We start from the raw sequence: 19,601 nt of genomic DNA, 5'->3' as shown, positions 1-19,601 counted from the left end.
TTGATTTTGGGTTCTGCTCTAAGAAAGTCAACAGCTTTTGATTTGTCTTTGCCATAATGAATGTTTTTTTAAGCGAGTATATAGGGAAACAATGGAAACGGGGCAGGGAAAAGGAAACGTTTGCGATTCTTTAGCGTTTCTATGGCAATTCAAGGATAAAAGGAGGAAAGCCCGGCGAATTTGCGAAACGTTAGCGAAGTAACTATTCCATTTATTCAAAACTTCTTCTACACTCGCTTAAAAGAATCTCATTATGAATGCGAATGACCAATTGAAGGAGTACACATGTACAGGAAGTTATTACAGGTATTTATTAGGAATGTTATTGACAGATGGAAGTAAAGCTCTCTGTGAAAAGTTTGAGTGTTTCTGGTTCATTGATATTGTCTGCTCCTACCAACCAGAACTTAACGGTGAAGATTTCCAAGTTTGGACTTTAAGGAAGAACGAAGATGGTTCAGGAAAAGTTGTATGTACTGACGGCAATGACAGGGTGTTAAAAAGCCAAGCGATACCTTTTATCATGATTGAAGCTGATAGAGCTACAGTTTGGGTTGAAGGGAATGTCGTATTACTTCCAAGTGAGCATTAGTTACCACTTCTTATGTTCCCATCTTGCAATAAGGTATTCTTTCTTAGGTAGAGTTTTGCCTTTTATTATCTTACCATGAAGATTTTTGTACTCTGAATTTCTTAATGATTTATCTAAGTGAATGCTATAGTCTTTTGGACTAATAAATAATAAATTTGCATCAAATAGTGAATGTATATCTGTGCGAAGTAGCAATCCATTATCTACTTGGTTTATCCCACTTTGTGAATGTGGTTCAATATGACAAGCATCTAACACCTCCAGTATCTCACATCCTGTTATACAACATTTATTGCTGTAGTTTTTTAAGAGTGCATTTTTGAATGCAGGCTGACCTCTCCTTACTTTTCGGGCAAAAATCTGTAACTCCTCAATGTCATCATTGGGTGGATTCCCATAATCTTGATATTTAAAGAAGCCTTTTGTTGCAGCAGCATTAACTTTAATAAAATCGTTATTTTCTATCCACTGAAGTAAAGGATGGAAATATACTATTGCAGACATCTTTGCTACATGGCCATTATAATCTTTCCGATTATAAATGCCATTGTTATTATTAAAGTGATTCAGGAAATAGAGATAACCACGTTTACCAAGTTCAGAGTTCTCACCATCCTCTCTTTGGATAATTATCTTATGAGGAAGTACATCAAAGACTCTATAGGGCTTTTGTTGTTTAGGTGAATGCCAAATTGTTCCAGCTATCTTTGCTTTTTGAAGAATAGAGCAAAACATTTCCCATGAATTTTCAGATATATCTAAGTTCATTTAAATTAATTTAGTATTTGTTCAATATGCCTATACTCATCAGTATTCAAACGTCTATTAGAATTTTTTACTATTGGTCGACTAAATATATTTTTGTCAAGTTTTCTCTCGAATTCCGTCCAGCTGATGTAATCACATTTCTTTACATATTGTAAATAATAAAGAACACAATCACTCTTTTTTGTAATTCTAACTATGACTGATGGAGAGTATACATAGGTATTCCGCTTCTCATTAAATTTTTGAATAATAATATCACCCAGTTTTGCACCTTTCGCAAACACTGACTTTAAAGGCCATCTTATAGTGCTTATAGAGTCAATTACTGTTTTCTTTTCAGTTGCAATTTCAATTTCGTTTTGTTCAATTTCTTCATTGTACTTGTTATCCTTAAGTTGTCGCGTAGTAATTATCCAAGCATCGCCACCAAATTCTCTATTTCTATATTTGGGTTTCCCGTTTGGGCTATATTTTCTTTTTTTAACTGGAATCTGTAGCAGTTTCTCAATTTTATCGTCATCGAGAGCATACCGTGTATCTATTAAATACGGGCTAATAAATGCATGTGCCTGGGCTATCGCTGATTTGTCTGTTGTATATATTGAGGCTTCAACTAAACTCTTACTATTTTCGGACAGGTTTGCTGAACCTATAACCAAAGAATCCATAGTAATAAGCATTTTGGCATGCAGTCCTTCTACTGAATAGATGTTAACCCCCTTGTTTTGATAATGCTTTAGTGACTTTGCGCTTGTAACTCCGCTGGAAATTGCTTTGGGCGAACCATCACATATAAGATTATCTCCCTTTTTCAGTGGAAGGGAGATTGAGGTTACATATGAAATAGCTGCGGATACTTCAATTTTCTTTTTGAGCTTCTTTGCCACATGCCCCCAGACATCGCCTGTTAAGACTTTATTCATTGTATAATTATATGAACATATTCCTAAAACCCTACTAATATATCACAATATCAATGGTTTACGTAATAAGTTTGAATGAAAATGTTTATTTAGCTTTTTCAATCTTTCATCGAGTATTGAAGCAATAAAAAATCCTATCATATATATGCTTATTGACATTTTACTGTCTAATCAGAACTTAAAACATTAGACAAACTAACCTTAAGTTTAATCCGTATTTTGCAATGCTTTACATAAAAACACCTGAACTATGATAATTCAGCCTGGACAAATAATAAAAAATTTAATTCCATCCGAACCGGTGGTTGTAACAAGGGTACAACCATTAGGCAATAGTATTTCAATTAGTTTTACTGGTGTAAACTCTAATCGTGCGAATTCTAAAGTTATTAGAGAGAGTGAGATTTCTACGTTAATAATTTTGGCCGATGAAGGCAACTTTAATTTCTCTGGTGACCCGGTTAAATTTTCATTGTTTGCTGAAGCTGAGAGAATTAATACGGCATATCAATTCGACCCGTTGTTTGCGGTGAATTGTAGTATTGTTGACCCTTTGCCACATCAAGTGGAAGCCGTATATAAATTTCTACTTCCGTTACCTAAGATTAGATTCTTATTAGCTGATGATACAGGTGCAGGTAAGACAATTATGACAGGCTTGTTGATTAAAGAGTTAATCATGCGTGGATTAATTGAACGTGTTTTGATTGTCACGCCTGGTGGATTGACTAAACAATGGCAGGAAGATGAAATGGGCCTAAAATTCAATCTTCCATTTACTTTGGTCAACAGAAGTTTGTTTTCATCTGACCCTAATATTTTTCAAACAGCAAATAAGGTCGTAACCTCAATAGACTTTATTTCACAAGAAGATGTACTAAATGTTGCAGGTAATTCGCATTGGGATATTATTGTATTTGACGAGTGTCATAAACTTTCAGCATATGATTACGGCAACAAAGTATACAAATCAAGAAGATATGAGGCGGCTCAAAAGCTATCTCAACTCTGTGAACACATACTTTTGCTGACAGCAACACCACACCGAGGTCGTACAGATACATTTAAAAAACTCCTTCAACTTCTTGATGAAGATATATTTGCTACTGAAGAATTAGCGTCAACTCGTGTTAAAGAGATGGAGCATGATAGCAGCAATAAGTTCTTTATTCGAAGACTAAAAGAGGATATGAAGGACTGGAATGGCGCACCATTGTATAAAAAGAGGTTTACTCGTACAGTAACATATGAATTAACAGCTGAAGAAAAGGAACTTTACGATGAAGTGACCAAATACCTGACCAAAAGAAAAGAAGAGGCAAGCGAAACAAAGAATATACATGTGTCTTTGGCATTAACTGTAATGCAACGGAGGTTGGTCAGTTCAATTTTTGCAATAAGAAACACACTGTATAAAAGATGGCAAGCACTACAAAGCATAGTAGATGAATTGGCTAAAAATCCGAATCTATGGACTCAACGACATAAACTTGAAGGGTTTGATGTGGCAGATATTGAAGACTATGATGAGTTGGAAGATGAAGACAGGGATTCCTTAGAGAATATACTCTCAGACCCCCGAAAATTCAAACTTTTTACGACTGCTAAAAGTATCAATGAAATTAGAGACGAGGCAAAAGAAGTTAAGCGTCTTTTTGAAATGGCGGACGCTCTATATAAGCGCTATCAGGAAGAGCAGAAATATAAGGAACTCCAAAAGTTACTACGTGAGCAGAATGTATTTGGTGGTGAAAAGCTTGTCATCTTTACTGAACATAAGGATACACTGAAATACCTTGAAGAACGGCTAACACAAAGTGGTGGTTTTAAAGTAGCAACTATACATGGAGGGAAAAGTGTTGATGAGAGAAGAGAAGCACAATGGCAGTTTGCCGGAACAGACACTCAAATATTATTGGCCACTGATGCTGCTGGTGAAGGTATCAATTTGCAGTTTTGTAGATTACTGATTAACTGGGATATTCCTTGGAACCCAAATAGGCTGGAACAACGTATGGGTCGTATTCACAGGTATGGCCAAAAGCAGGATGTTCTTGTATTTAATATGGTTGCAGACAACACCAGGGAAGGTCAGGTATTGGCAAGGCTGCTTGGCAAGTTGGACATAATACGTGAAAGCCTTGGTGATGATAGGGTATATGATGTAATTCAGGATGTAATGCAGAATGTTAGTATGAGTGATATTATCAACTCTGTTTTCAATGGAGAGGATAATTCCTTTAATGACATCATTAATCAGGATACAGAGGTATTGAAACAACAATTCTCTGATAAAATTAAAGATCAGAGGAACAGTCTTACATATAGCAAAGTAGATTACCGTGACGCAAGAATTCTTAAAGAAGATAGTGATGAAAAACGTTTACAGCCAATATATGTAAAGATGTTTTTTGAAAAAGCCTTTAAAGAACTTGGGGGCAAAATAGACACGCATAACGACCATATCTTTAAGGCAACTCATTTGCCGGACGCCATTAACTTTAATCTACGCAATACCTACAATAAGATTTACGAGTTACCAACAACATATTTCTGCTTTGATAAAACAGAGTTTCTTAAACAGCATCATGCTTCATCTTTCAAACACCTGTATTTCTTGAACCCTGGAAATCCATTATTTGATAGTTTGATTAAAGTAGTGAGAAACCAGTTCAGAGAAGAAATGCTGAAAGGAACTATTCTGGTATCTGCTGATGATAAGCAGGATTACTTCGCTTATTTCGTTAAGTCGCAAATTGTAGACAACAGGCATTCTAAAGGTGATGAAAGTATTGCTGATGAACGTTTAATGATGATATATACAACAGCAGATGGTGACTTTAAAATCACTTCTCCCGCTAAATTCATTGATTTATATCCTCCGACAGTATTTGCCAAACAAATAACACCACCTGATTCCACAAATCAGGATGAAGTAATAAACTGGACATTCAGTAATGTGACAGAGCTACAACTGCAGGATACCGAACTGCATGTAACTCAGGATGCATTAAGAAGGAGAAGCTACCTGGAAACATCATTTACACAAGTCATTTCTGATACCATAGCCGATATAAATGAGCTACAGGGAAGGATAAGGAATGATAGTAAGCTGAGTGAGAAACTGGCGAGAAAAGAAGAGCGGCTTCAAGAACTAAAAAGCAAAAAAAAGCAACGTCTTGAGGAATTAGACCTTATGACACAACTTTCTCCAAAAGCTCCTGAGGTTTTGGGGTGTGCATTCGTAGTTCCATTATCTCAGATGGAATATGAAGGAAATTATGGTATGAGCCGTGATGATGAGGCGGAAGCCATAGCTATGGAAATGGCGATGAAATATGAAGAGTCTCAGGGGTGGCATCCAGAAGATGTTTCGGCCAATAATGAAGGGTATGATATAAGAAGTATCAATCCTGATGAAATGAAGAGATATATAGAGGTAAAAGGACGTAGCGGAGCTGATGGTAGTGTAATGGTATCTGAAAATGAAATGAATAGGTTGGCTCAGTTAGGTGAGAGCTCATGGCTATATATTGTTATAAATTGTAAGTCCTCCCCTGAATTATTTACCATACAAAACCCGGCAAAAAGCCTCAATTTCCAGGTAAAATCTAAGGGAGTACAATATTTTCTGCCAATGGCTGAATGGAAAGCCAAAGTTCCTGTCACATAGTTTAAGAAAACCTGTGCCAAAATGATAACTTTGGACATTTCCTAGATTTATCTTTTTGTATTATGAAAATACTGAATAGGTATTTCTATGGTAGAACAATAGGCTAAAAATAACAATATGTCCCAACCCAAGAAACTGATAGAAGTAGCCATGCCTGTAAAAGAGGTGAGTGCTGAAAGTGTACGTGATAAATCTATAAGACACGGACATATTTCAACACTACATCTATGGTGGGCACGCAGACCTTTGCCTGTATGCAGGGCTGTTGTTTTTGCCAGCCTGGTGCCCGACCCTTTGGATGAGCATTGCCCAGCTGCTTTTAAAGAGGCTGTAGAACTGCTATTAGGGAAAGAGGAAAACCCGGGAGACCCTTACAATCCTTATGATGACATACCATATACCTCAATAATTGACAAGGTAGATGATAACCTGCGCAACAGGTTGCTGATGTTCATAGGTAAGTTCAGCGATAAATTTATTGCGAATGAAAAACAAGGCAAAAGCACTGCTGCTAAAGACCAGATAAGTGATGCCAGTCTAATTAAATGGGATAATAAGAACAATGAAGCCATAATTGGCAAAGCAAGAAAACTGATATGGGTAGCACACAATGCCAAGACAAGTACAGCTGATGCTTTAACCTTATTAAAGGACTTTGACAGACACAATAAAGCAATTAAGGAAGCCGAGGCAGCTTTGTACGGAACTAAGAACAGGCATATAGCTACTGAGGATATACAACTAAAAGAAGCTGCACTGCAGCAAGCTATTGATGCATTTTTGGATAAGATGCCAAAAGTCTTTGACCCATTTGCAGGTGGAGGGGCTATACCTTTAGAAGCAGCACGTCTTGGATGTAAAAGCTATGGTAACGATATTAACCCTGTAGCACATATTATTCAAAAAGGCAGCTTAGAGTTTCCACAGAAATACGGCAAGCCAATTAGCTATACAAAAGAAGAGTTTGTAAAGTTATATGGGCGTGAGGAACTGGTACGATGGTGTAAAGAGAACAGCAAACATGCAGATGCAGAGGACCTTGTAATAGATTTGCCTAACAGACTCTCTTTTGATGTAGAATTTTATGCTAAAAAACTGCTGGCCATGGCGGAGCAGGAGGTAGGACATTTATACCCTCCTGATGAAAAAGGCAACAAGCCAATTGCTTATTATTGGGCAAGGGTAGGCACATGTAGTAACCCAAGCTGCAAGGCTGAAGTGCCTTTACTGAAAAACTTTTATTTAGTAAAAAACAAAAGCAAACAAGTTTATTTAAATCCAATAATTAATAAAAACTCTATTGAATTTGAAATAAAACATGGTTACTCATCATTAACAGGATGGAATAACAGAACTATTCTAACTTGTCCACTTTGTGGAAGCATAACGGAATCCAAGCAACTTAAGGAGCAATTTAGAAATGGGGATACTTCTGAAAAGATTTTAGCTGTCATTGAGGAATCATCCAATGGCAAAGCATATAGATTACCTACAAATGTTGAGATACAATGTTTTTCAGAAATTTCTCCTTTGGATAACTTGCCAATTGATAAGCTTGAAGTAGGAAATAAAAGAAATTTCAATACTCCTGGTTGGGGTATTGATAAATTTTCACAGCTGTTTAATAAAAGACAGATGATTTCCTTACAGTCTCTGATTAAGAATATTCAAATAATTGGTGAAGAGAATAATGACTTAGAGAACAACTATTTTGATAGCATTATTACATATTTATCAATCTTGGTAAATAGATTGGCTACCAGGTTATCGTCTTTTGGTCTGTATAATACAATTGCTGAAACAATCGAACATCCATTTGGAAGACAAGCAATCCCGATGGTTTTTGATTATCCAGAGACAAACCCATTTACGTTGATGGGTGGAGGAGGTTTAAGTCAGCTATCTTGGATATTACGTTATATAGACAATGAATCGTTCTCTCCGATATATACAATCTGTAATAATTCATCAAGTGGTGATAAAGAACAGTTCCCTACAAAGGAAATTACAGCAGTAATAACTGACCCTCCTTATTATGATGCAATTGCTTATGCTGACCTATCAGATTTCTTTTATATCTGGTTTAAAAAAATGCTATCTAATAAGTATCCGTTAAATTTTGCTACACCTAAAACTCCGAAATCTGAGGAATGTACGGCATTAAAGCATCATCATCAGAATAATGATGATTTAGCCAAAAGACATTTTGAAACTAAATTGACTCAGATATTTGATGCTATTGAACATCAAACATCTGATATTGTAAGTATAATGTTTGCCCATCAAAGTACTGAGGCATGGACGACGCTTTGTAATTCTATTTTAGATGCACGTATGAATATTACTGGAAGTTGGGCAATCGATACAGAAAGAAGCTCTGCTGGTGTAAAAGCTAATCAAGCATTTCTTTCTTCGTCAGTAACTGTCTCATGTATTCCATCACAAAGTGTAGGTTTGGCAGATTATAAGGATGTAAAAAATGCTATTGAAGAAACTGTTTCGAAAGAAGTCGAAGAGCTCTATAAATTAGGCTTTAGGGGTGCTGATTTGCTGACTGCTTGTTTTGGCCAGGCAGTAAGTGAGTTTGGTAAATATGAGAAAGTAGAAAAAGCTGATGGTACAGAGGTGACTGTAGCTGAACTGCTGGAAATGGCAAAAGAAAGTGCATTTAATGCCCTGCTGAAAGGGTTTGCGGGAGATGAACCTACTAAATTCTATATTGGCTGGTTACAACTGTATGGATTTACAGAGACTGACTTTGACGATGCGGCTAAACTTACCAGAGTAGGTTTAAGCATTAACGTACAAGACCTCTTCACACAGAACATTTTTATTAAAAATGGAAACAAACAAACGCTTGCAGGCTACAAAGACAGAAATAATGCAAATAAGAAGCTCGGTGAGGCCGGAAATAGCTTATTGATAGACAAGGCACATAAAGCTATGTATCTTTACGACCCAAAAACCAAGGCCAAACGAACCCATTTATTACAGTTCCTCGCTATGGCAGCACCTGAATCCGAAAGCCCTATGTGGCGAGTATTATCCTCAATTGTAGAATTGACAAAGGGCTCAGATGATGGGAACATCGCTACACAATTATTGGTAGATAAAGACAATCTGGTACGCGAAAGCAAAACGATAGAAACAGAGACTACAACTCAAACTAAAATGGACTTTTAACCATGGCAATTACTCAATTCCAAAAAGACAATCTCTCTAAAGGTTTAGGCCTGTTTATAGAAGCTATACGTTTCTATATAGTGGGCGTTATGACCAAAGAATATAATGATTCCTGGCCGGCAGATTTTGCCGATGCTTTATCTCCTGTTCAGAAAGGCCATTGGGACGATGGCTTGCGAAATGGTACGTCTCCTGAAAAGTTGATAGACTATCAATATCTTAAAAGCTTTGCCATCAGGCACAAGAATCTGTTGAAAGATGACTTTGGCAGGAAGGCTGGCAATGTTCCTAACTTGTTTGATGAGATTTATACAGTCCGTAATAGTGTTGCACACTACTCAGATGTAGAAGAAGATGATGCCACAAAAGCATGGATAAACATGACAAGTATTGCCAAAACACTTGGCATGACGGAGTTGGAAGAGGAATTGAGTAAGCTACGCAATGCACAAGACGAGCAAGAGTTAAAATCAACGGTAAGTGCTACTACAGCACAGCCTTGGTTCAGGGTGGTGTCGCCTCATCTTGATATACGCTCAGGTAGATTAGATGAAAGTGTGTTTGCAGCTAACCTTGCAGAAGTAGCCTTAGACAGGGGGAACTCTGTTTATAGCAATTCAGCCTTATTCTTTTCTAAAACCTATGTTACTCAAGGCTTAAAGACTATTGCTAAAAGAGTAGTGAAGGGATTGAATGGTAACGAAGATGCAGAGAATAGAGTAATCAGCTTACAAACAGGCTTCGGTGGTGGTAAAACACACACTTTGATTAGCCTCTTTCACCTTGCCAAAATGGGCAAAAAAGCTGAGAATAGTGCTGATACGGCAGACATTATTAAAGCAACCGGTGTGCCTGAATTCGACAGTGCCAATATTGCTGTATTTACTAATACAACAAATGATGCAGCTACTGGTAGAACAACTGATGACGGAATCCATATTAATACAGTTTGGGGAGAATTAGCCTACCAATTAGGAGGTAAATCTGCATATGATATTATAAAGGCAAATGACGAACAAAAGGTTGCTCCTGGAGGGTTATTCAAAAAAGTATTAGAGCATTGCAAGCCTGCTTTGATACTTATAGATGAGTTAGCGGATTATTGCGTGAAGGCGGGAGGAGTGAAAGTAGGTAACAATACTCTTGCAGACCAGACAATTAGTTTTATGGGGGAGCTTACACAAGCTATCGCTGAAACCAATAACTGTGTCGCAGTGATTACTTTGCCAGCGAGCCCTCAAGAGATTGGTACTACATTGGAGGCTCAAACAGTATTAAATGTTTTGCAAACTCGCGTAGGCAGAATTGCTGCAGATACATTACCTGTTACCAAAGATGAAATATTTGAAGTTATAAGAAGAAGATTGTTTGAAGATATTGCTGATGAATCTATCATACAATTTGCTGTTGCAGAATATGAAATGCTTTATAATAGCATGACTGGTGAGCTCCCATCTGAAGCCTATAAAGTCGAGTATAAAAAGAAAATTGCGAAGGCGTATCCGTTTCATCCTGAACTGATAGATATTTTCAGAATTAGGTGGGCAAGTAATCATGATTTCCAACGAACCAGGGGAGTATTACGCTTATTAGCTGCTATAGTGAGTGACCTTTGGAAAAGACAGCAATCTTTACCCGGCAGCAATCTGTTGATACATCCATCTGATATTAATTTTAGCAACCTGGATGCATTAAGTGGCCAACTTAAGAAACTGGAAGGGAACGGCTATGATGCAGTAATTACTGCAGATGTTTCAGGTAGTTCGTCAAATGCGTTTAAGATAGACAGTGATATTAAAGAATATGGAGACTGGTATCTGACTCAAGGTATATCAGCAGTAATACTTTTGAATACTTTGGGTAGTGATGGAGCAAACAAAGGAGTTAGTATTGCTGATATTAAACTACAAGTTCTAAAGCCAAATGGGTTTAATCACAATAGTATTAATGCCGCATTAGACCAACTTGAAAACAAAGCACACTACCTATACTACAGCACAACCGGACAAAAAAGGTATTGGTTCCATACCAAGCCAAACATTAATATCCTTATTAATCAAACTAAAGGTGATATTAAGCCGATTGATATTGAATCTGAAATTGTAAAAAGGTTAAGGGAGCAAACAAATAACCTTCAATTATTTGGCAGAGCAATAGTTGCCCCTGATGACGATATTGCTGAACAACAGAAGCCGACGTTAGTCATACTTAGCCCAAAGTACTATGCGAATCCAGATACGGTAAACGGAAACACAAAGCCTAAAATTGAAAGTCTTGCACTTAAAAGAGGGAATAGTGATAGAATTTACAGAAATACATTATTGTTTCTTGTTTGTTCAGAAGTAGGTTATAGTAAGTTACAGGCTGATGTAAGGGAGTATTTGGCCTGTACTAAAATCAATGCTGATTATGGAAATCAATTGGAAAGAGACCAGAAGGATGACATTAAACGTAAGATTGAAGAGGCTACAAAACAAGTAAATCAATCTTTAGTTTCTGCTTACAGCATATTAATAAAGCATTCGGCAAAAAATGGAGTTGAGACAATCGTTGCAAAAGAGTTTGCATTGACAATAGAGCGACAGATAAACGACAACTTGCTTGATTTGTTGAAGAATGAGGAATGGATGTTAGATTCTGTGGGTATAAACACCCTAAGGAAAAATGGATTGCTACCTTCTCCTGGCTACCCTGTAAAAGTAAAAGACATTTACGATGCTTTCATTCGCTATGATGACAAGCCAATGGTTAGAAATATTGATGCAGTTCAGAGTAGCCTTGAACGGTATAATAATCAAGGTGAGTTTTGCGTGGCTGCGGGAAATGGAAAAAACTTTACAGAGTTCTATTACAAAAAAATTGTTCCATTCTTTGATGTACAGGACGAAACATATTGGCTAATTGACAAATCAGAAGTTCCTGTTGAGCAACCTGCTGGAGATACTTCTCCAGCAGGAACAGCTCCATCAACTCAAGGTGTAGGTAACAATAATATCAATACACCAAGTACAAATAATGATTCTGATACTTCAACAACAACAATAATAAAGTCGCTTACTGTATCTGGACATATACCACTTGAATATTATACGCAGATATATTCAAGCTTTATTCAGCAACTAATACACAATGATGTTCAGATTGAAATCAAAATATCAGGTAAAACAAAGCCTTCAAAAATAATCACAGAGAACAGTCAGGAGTATAAAATAATAAAAGAGTCTGCTAAACAATTAGGGTTGAACCTTGAAGAAGAAAAGTAGTATTTAGCGGCGACACGGTTTGGCGTACCTGTAAGTTTACTTTGTAGCAAATTAGCTATTAAATGAATTTACAGGTATATCAGAATAATGAGGCTGAACTTTTAAAGCCTTCAAATCAATTCAATTTAGCATCTATTATTGCAGATGGTAGAGGGAATTATGTTGATGAATGCTTGCTCTTTATAGCCCACTTTAATACTGTGCCAAATTTTATCAATGCAATTTCTATAGATTGTAAATCTGCTTTGGAATGGTTTGAGTTAGAGTACAAATCTGAAATAAAGAACGTCTATTTTAATAAGATACAGGTTGATGACAAAGAGCCTCCAGAATTTGATGATATTTTCTTTTTTCTTTATGACGACCTGATAGTAGACTTTGATACACAACAGTCAATAGTAAGGTTCCTATTTCGCAAAACTGACATTAGTATAGTTGAAAAGATTGCCGGGCAAATCAGTGAACACAAGTTTAAGAGGAAAAGAAATGTCCCTTTTATTTCACTTCTGGTTAATACAAGGTTTGGTATAGACACTAAGTTGCTCAAACTTAATAGTAAAAGTGTCAACATTAATACTCATTATAATGACGACTTTAAAGACATCCACAAAACAATACTTAGACGGTTACGAAAGAAGAATGATAAAGGATTAGTACTACTATATGGTAAGCCAGGAACAGGCAAAACATCATATATCAGGTATTTACTAACTAAGGTGAGAAAGAATGTCATATTTCTTCCGCCAAACATGGCTACCGCAATTACCAATCCGGATGTGATTTCTATTCTTATAGATAATCCAAACTCCATTTTTGTAATTGAAGATGCTGAAAAGGTAATAGTTGACAGAGAATACAATGGGGACTCACCTGTATCCGCGTTATTGAACATTTCTGATGGATTACTCTCCGATTGTCTCAATATCCAGGTTATATGTTCCTTTAATACTGATATATCTAAGGTAGATAAAGCTTTAACCAGAAAGGGTAGACTGATTGCAGAATACAAATTTAGTGAGCTGGATAAGGTAAAATCTCAAGTACTTTCAGACAAACTGGGCTTCAAATCAGTAATTTCTAATCCAATGCCCCTAGCTTGCATATACAATCAGCATGAAACAAATACTGTCCAATCAAGAGAACGACGAAGTATAGGTTTCTCAAGAGATTAAAATGTTTAATTTAAAGTCAGAAAAAATATCTAATAATGAAAGCATCAAATGTAATCTCAGACCTTTTCTTAGGAAACAATATTTATGTACCAACCTATCAACGAGCCTATTCGTGGGAGACTGAAATTGACTCCGAAGGTAATGGTAATCATGTCAATATATTTCTTTCAGATTTAACTGAATATAAAAAGAGTCGAACAAAACAACCCTATTATTTCGGGCATTTTCTGTTTGAAGATAAAGAAAACAGAAAATATGCAGTTATAGATGGTCAACAGCGCCTTACTACTATTGTAATTTTCGTATCAACAATTTTTTCTACGCTAAAAAGCTTACGAGCTCTTACTGATGACGAGCAACAAATTTTTGAAGATATGATTGTTAGAGGACAAAAGTACTGGTTTCGAACTGTTGATTACGACAACGATTTTTTTAAAGATTATGTCTTAAATAAAAGAAAGAAAGATAGAGTAGGAATAAAAACAGTCTCATGTAAGCGAATTGCTGATGCTTATGACTACTTCAGCCAATTTTTAGAAGCTAAAGACGAAGAAGTACTGATAGATTACTTATCAATCATACGCAATGCGACTTGTACAACTCATGTTGTTAACAATGAATCTGAGGCAATTCAAATGTTTATTTTTCAGAACAATCGCGGTAAAAAGCCTTCAAATCTTGAAATAATTAAAGCGCAATTTATGTTTAATGTTCATCTATATGGTGGAGAAGAGACTGAAGGGATTTTAGAAGATATCAAAAATAAATTCGAGGAAATTTACAAATCGATATCAATGATTGAATATCGAATAAATGAAGATGATGTATTGATTTATTCATTAAGAGTATTCTTCAATAATCTTGACTTTGGTAATCCTCTTGAAAGAATAGATAAAATATTGGAGAAAGATGGCTCAATAGAATTCATAAAAGAATTCACCTTTTTACTTTCGAGTGTATTTACATACTTGACAGAATTCTTTAATGATGATGAAAAAGAATATATTGATATCCACTCTATCATCATGTTAGGTAGAATTGGTGTTGCAATACCGTTTATTATTAAGTGCTATCAATTCGGTTTATCTAAGAGTGACTTATGTGAGCTATGTAGAAGTCTTGAGTCATTAATAATTCGACATAGAATTATTGGCACAAGGGCAGATGTAGTTTCTAGATTAAATCAAGTATACAAAGGCTTTTCTAATACAAACCCAGATGTTTCTGTGATAATAAATCATATTAACTGGATGAAGGATGTTGACAAAAATTCATGGTACTGGGCTCATTGGAATAATTTATACTTTTCAAATGCGTTAAATGGAGACATTTCCCATAATGTTGCAACATTTTTATTGTGGAAATATGAATGTTACCTTGAGTCTGGTGGCAAAGGTGGTTATCGATTAACTCGTTATGATAAAATTGAAAAACCAGAATTGGAACACATTGCGCCTCAAACTGAACCGAAAATTGGTGGAGTGGAAGCTGGTTATTGTGAGTATGATGAAGAGTTTCATAATGAATATAAAAACAGCCTTGGGAATTTCCTATTGCTGTCAAAGCCGCATAACGGTTCAGCAAGCAATAGACCTTTTAAAGACAAAAGAGCCTCTTATAACTATTTGGCTCAACAACGAATAATTCAACAATTGACTAAGGATGATTTAGTTTGGAATAAATCTAAAATAGAGGAAAGAAAAAATATTCTTAAACAATTTGTATTAGATACATTTTAAATTTTGTCTAAAAGAGGTTACATATCACGGTACATGCTTATCATCAAGAAGTTGAGGATAAAGCCATACTCTTCATATGAAGAGATTGAAGCTTATATATCTAATCAACTTGAGTTTCTGTCGGTTCAAGATGAGGAGCTATATGTAGGCTTTTCAAAGCGAACTTTGCAGCGTGATATTCGAGAAATAAGGTCTGTTTTTGGTTTAATTATTGAATATTCAACAAAGGATAAAGGCTATCATATAGTTGAAGATATTGCAGGAAATATGAGTTTTCAGAAGATAATTGAGGCCTTTGATTTATTTAGTTCACTAAATATGGCGGGTCATGTTTCAGGATATATACACTTTGAAGATAAAAAACGAGCAGGTACAGAAAATATACTTGGGTTACTTCATGCCATTAAAAATAGGTTTGCGGTTATGTTTGATTATGAGAAGTATTGGGATGGCAATTCAAGAACACGAGAACTTCGCCCACTACTTTTGAAGGAATTCAAAAATAGGTGGTACGTCATTGGTGAAGATGAAAATTTAGAAGTTAAAACCTTTGCTTTGGATAGGATGACAGAATTGACAATTACTTCAAAACGATTTAAATCATCTAAAAGTGATTATGTAAAGAATATGCATTTTCACGCATTTGGCATTATAGCTCCAACTGATGCAAAGCCAGAGAAAGTAGAAATTTCATTAAATCCCATCCAAGGAAAATACGTTAAGTCATTACCGTTACACAGGTCGCAAAAGATTTTAGTTGATAATGATGAAGAATTGAGAATTAGTCTTATTGTATATATTACATGGGACCTCATAATGGAATTGCTATCGTATGGTGAGACAATAAAAATACTTGAGCCTAAATCATTAGTTACACAAGTAAAGAATGAATTGGAAACAACGCTCTTCAAATATAAATGACAGGTTTGACATTTGAAATGTTTGCTTGTATAGAATAATATCATGGACGAAAAAACAATAAAAGACTTTCTTATTAGGCTTTATTTTGGGAAAGGCACTAATTATTTTGATTTAGCAATCAGCCGGGCTTATCGAGATTTTAACAGAACCCTAAGAAACCTCCCACAAGGTCTCGGTGAGTGGGAAACTCTAAAGATTAAGCTGTCAGATATAATTAAGGAAGAGGTTTCAATACTATTACATACCCAAATAGTTGACCAAGAAGAATTTACTAAATGGCATAAAAGTATTTGTGAAAAATTAGAAAAGTGCAGTGATACTATTTTAAAAACTGGTCAATCTCAGAAATGGATTAATATGACACTTAAATACCTTTTGACATTTGGAGAAGAATATGTCCCTGGTATTACTTCCAACTACAAATTTTTCCATATTCCAATTGATAATATCATTCAAAAGGCATTCAGAGAAGAGCCATATTGTGTAGAAGAAATTGAAGGTAGCTGGAGCCGTATTGATGATTATGCAACATACAATGAATATCAAATTGCAATACGGAATGCAATAGGAGATTTGATTCCTATTGAAGTTGAATTTGAATTATTTACCGGTGTAAATACCTGATACAAATTGCATAATTGACTATATTTATTTGATTCATTATACACATTTCTATGACTCGTCACATTCTATCTAAATCGACCTTCTTAAAGGGATGTCAATGCCATAAATATCTTTGGCTATACAAACATAAATATGAGGCAAGAGATGAAGAAAGTGAAGGCTTATCGTCTACATTTTCACAAGGTATCAGTGTTGGAGAATTAGCAAGAAATTTATTCCCTGGAGGTGTGGATGCCAGTCCTATTGACCATTTTAATTTTCAGCAATCAGTGTTAGACACCGCTAAATATATAGAGCAGGGACAAAAGGTTATTTATGAGGCGGCTTTTCAGTACGATGGAGTCTTGATAGCTATTGACATACTTGTAAACGAAGGTGGTAAATGGTATGCATACGAGGTAAAGGCAAGTACGAAGGTTAAAGACATATTTATACAGGATGTGGCCCTTCAATATCATGTAATCACCAACTGTGGGATAGACCTTGCAGACATCAGCGTGATACACCTTAATAATAAGTATGTCAGGTTTGGAGATTTGGATATAAAACAGCTCTTTACGATAGAATCGGTGTTGAATAATGTACTATCTATGCAGGATGCTATTGCGGGACAGATTGAAGTTCTTAAAGGGGTTGTAGCATCAAATGAAGAACCTGAAATTGAAATGGGTAATCACTGCAATAATCCTTATGACTGTGACTTTATAGGCTACTGTAAAGACCTTGACCCCTTTAGTGAATGTTTCCCAATAGACCAGGTAGTCAATATTAATGTTAGCGGGATTAATGAGTTTCTATCAGAATTGGTGTATCCACTACAATATATGGACTTTGAAACCTATATGGTTGCAGTGCCAGAACATGATGGTCATTGGCCCTACAGGCAAGTGCCATTCCAATTCTCCTTACATATAGAAAGCAAGGGACAAAAAACACTCAAACATCACCAATTTATAGGTAAGCCTGGTGCAAGCCCTACTAGGGAATTTATAGAGACATTATTGAATGCTGTATCTGGCCATGGCTCTATTGTGGTTTATAATAAAGCCTTTGAAAACACAAGGCTTAATGAGCTTAAATTGGAATTCCCTGAGTTTGAAGAGCAAATAACAGGGATTCAGGACAGATTTGTGGACCTAATGGTTCCCTTCAGGAAAAAGTATTATGAAAATAGTGCGCTTAATGGTAAATATTCAATCAAAAGAGTATTACCAGTGATATTCCCTGAGTTGAGTTATGAAGACCTGAATATTACAAATGGCTCAGATGCGAGTACTATTTATTACAACCTGAGAAATGAAACGGATGAAATCTTAATTGAGAAAACCACGAAAGACCTATTCGAATACTGCAAATTGGACACACTTGCTATGGTTCAAATACTAAACGAACTTAAAAAGTTAACAAATGATTTTTAATACAGAACTAGACAATTTCTATGAAATAGAATCTTATAAGGAACGCAATCTATACTACAAGGTATTAGGAGGCTACGTGCTAAATGAATTTGTTACTGGTTATCAGCAAAGAAAAGCACAACTTTTTGAATTGCTCCAAAACAACTGTAACAAAGAGAACTTTGTATTTGGAGATGCCCAAGTAGGACGAGAGATATTAGTAAAATTGGCTAACGAAGATGTGCATGTTACGTTTGACTTCCACCCAAAACAAATCTACAAAGATGATTTTGACCATGGAGAAATGTCAGACGTGCTAATATCTGGTAGCACAACATTCTGTTCAATAGAATGCAAATACTACGATAATTACACATTCAAAAAGGATATAACACAGGTGCAAACAAGAATAATTGAATATTCTAAGTTAACTGGTTTGGCGCCATTGCAGGTTTTGTTGATAACAGAACAAAAGTTCAGATATTCAACACAAAGTAGTCTAATTGGACAATTAGATACTCCGGTTATTTTTTTATTATGGGAACAATTAGCAGGCATAATTGAAGAGGAGCAAGTGAAAATATATTTAGAAAAACAACTTAAACGAAAATTTTAAATTGGCACCATGAAGGATGAATTAATTGCAGCATATGATAAGATTTGGAATAAATATTCAAATCAATTAGAGTTTAAGTTTACAGAACTACTAAGTCGTAACTATCTATTTCAGTTTGATGAAATTGAAACACCGGATATTGTTTTTATGGGAATAAACCCATCATATAGCGGAGTAATTGATAATTCAAAAACATATTCTGTCAAGAATTTAAAGCCTGCATACCTAAAGCCATTTGCTAATATTCAGACAGAAGTGTCAAAGAAGCTTGGACGAGATGTAACATGGACACATCTAGATTGCTTTGTATTTCGAGAAACGGCACAATCAATTATTACTGATGATTTATTCAAGGATATATTTGGCAGGCAATTTTTGAAAGACCAATTAAAGCTTTCTAAAAGATTGCTTGAACATTATAATCCTAAAGTAATTGTAGTTTCTAATGCTCTTGCCCGTCAGCTTATTAGGAAAGAAACAAGGGTTCCAGAATTCGAAGACTTTGGATACTCAATTGAATTTTCAGACGAAATAGGTACAGACATAATAATTGAAGACGGAGTTATGAACCAAACTTCAATATTCTTTACAAGCATGCTCTCAGGCCAAAGAGCTTTAGATATTGGTTCAAGAGAACGCCTTATTTGGCACATAGCAAAAGCGTTAAAAGAAATATAGTCCCGTCAGATTAGGGATTAAAGACAATTGCACCTTATACCTCGTTTTGACA

Annotated in this window: 13 protein-coding genes; 11 read left to right on the top strand and 2 right to left on the bottom strand. The window is 35.6% G+C overall.

Annotated features, from left to right (window positions below):
• Positions 1-253: 253 nt before the first annotated feature.
• Positions 254-592 carry a hypothetical protein gene (locus tag H6550_14890; protein MCB9047417.1) on the top strand — a complete coding sequence of 113 codons (339 nt, stop codon included), beginning with the start codon at positions 254-256 and terminating at the stop codon, positions 590-592.
• On the opposite strand, the gene H6550_14885 is transcribed toward H6550_14890, so the two are convergent.
• Both H6550_14885 and H6550_14880 read right to left on the bottom strand, forming a co-directional pair.
• Entirely contained in the window at positions 593-1,360 is a 768-nt protein-coding gene (locus tag H6550_14885; GenBank protein ID MCB9047416.1) for an HNH endonuclease, read from the bottom strand.
• 5 nt (positions 1,361-1,365) lie between these two features.
• Entirely contained in the window at positions 1,366-2,283 is a 918-nt protein-coding gene (locus tag H6550_14880) for a hypothetical protein (protein ID MCB9047415.1), read from the bottom strand.
• 253 nt (positions 2,284-2,536) lie between these two features.
• Here H6550_14880 and H6550_14875 point away from each other — a divergent pair, with 253 nt between their 5' ends.
• From H6550_14875 to H6550_14830, 10 genes are all read left to right on the top strand, one after another.
• On the top strand, positions 2,537-5,956 hold the full coding sequence (locus H6550_14875) for a DUF3883 domain-containing protein (GenBank protein MCB9047414.1): 3,420 nt from the start codon (positions 2,537-2,539) through the stop codon (positions 5,954-5,956).
• A 117-nt stretch (positions 5,957-6,073) separates the two neighbouring features.
• Positions 6,074-9,139, top strand: a complete 3,066-nt coding sequence (locus tag H6550_14870; protein MCB9047413.1) for a DUF1156 domain-containing protein — start codon at positions 6,074-6,076, stop codon at positions 9,137-9,139.
• Between the two features lie 2 nt (positions 9,140-9,141).
• A complete protein-coding gene (locus H6550_14865) occupies positions 9,142-12,402 on the top strand; it encodes a DUF499 domain-containing protein (GenBank protein MCB9047412.1) in 3,261 nt (1,086 codons plus the stop codon).
• Positions 12,403-12,464: 62 nt separating this feature from the next.
• On the top strand, positions 12,465-13,574 hold the full coding sequence (locus H6550_14860; protein ID MCB9047411.1) for an AAA family ATPase: 1,110 nt from the start codon (positions 12,465-12,467) through the stop codon (positions 13,572-13,574).
• A gap of 35 nt (positions 13,575-13,609) precedes the next feature.
• Positions 13,610-15,313, top strand: coding sequence for a DUF262 domain-containing protein (locus tag H6550_14855; GenBank protein MCB9047410.1), 1,704 nt, complete (start codon positions 13,610-13,612; stop codon positions 15,311-15,313).
• A gap of 33 nt (positions 15,314-15,346) precedes the next feature.
• Positions 15,347-16,234, top strand: coding sequence for a WYL domain-containing protein (locus H6550_14850; protein ID MCB9047409.1), 888 nt, complete (start codon positions 15,347-15,349; stop codon positions 16,232-16,234).
• 42 nt (positions 16,235-16,276) lie between these two features.
• Positions 16,277-16,858, top strand: a complete 582-nt coding sequence (locus H6550_14845) for a hypothetical protein (protein MCB9047408.1) — start codon at positions 16,277-16,279, stop codon at positions 16,856-16,858.
• Between the two features lie 50 nt (positions 16,859-16,908).
• The gene (locus H6550_14840) at positions 16,909-18,276 is read left to right on the top strand and encodes a DUF2779 domain-containing protein (GenBank protein ID MCB9047407.1); all 1,368 of its coding nucleotides are present in this window, start codon (positions 16,909-16,911) and stop codon (positions 18,274-18,276) included.
• The gene (locus H6550_14835) at positions 18,266-18,871 is read left to right on the top strand and encodes a hypothetical protein (GenBank protein MCB9047406.1); all 606 of its coding nucleotides are present in this window, start codon (positions 18,266-18,268) and stop codon (positions 18,869-18,871) included. The genes H6550_14840 and H6550_14835 overlap by 11 nt, the downstream gene beginning before the upstream one ends.
• A gap of 9 nt (positions 18,872-18,880) precedes the next feature.
• Positions 18,881-19,549 (top strand): hypothetical protein, encoded by a 669-nt coding sequence (locus H6550_14830; GenBank protein ID MCB9047405.1) that lies wholly within the window; start codon positions 18,881-18,883, stop codon positions 19,547-19,549.
• Positions 19,550-19,601: the final 52 nt, after the last annotated feature.

The organism is Chitinophagales bacterium (assembly GCA_020636495.1).
GTDB lineage: Bacteria > Bacteroidota > Bacteroidia > Chitinophagales > Chitinophagaceae > UBA5543.
This window is presented reverse-complemented; position numbering and strand designations above follow the sequence as displayed.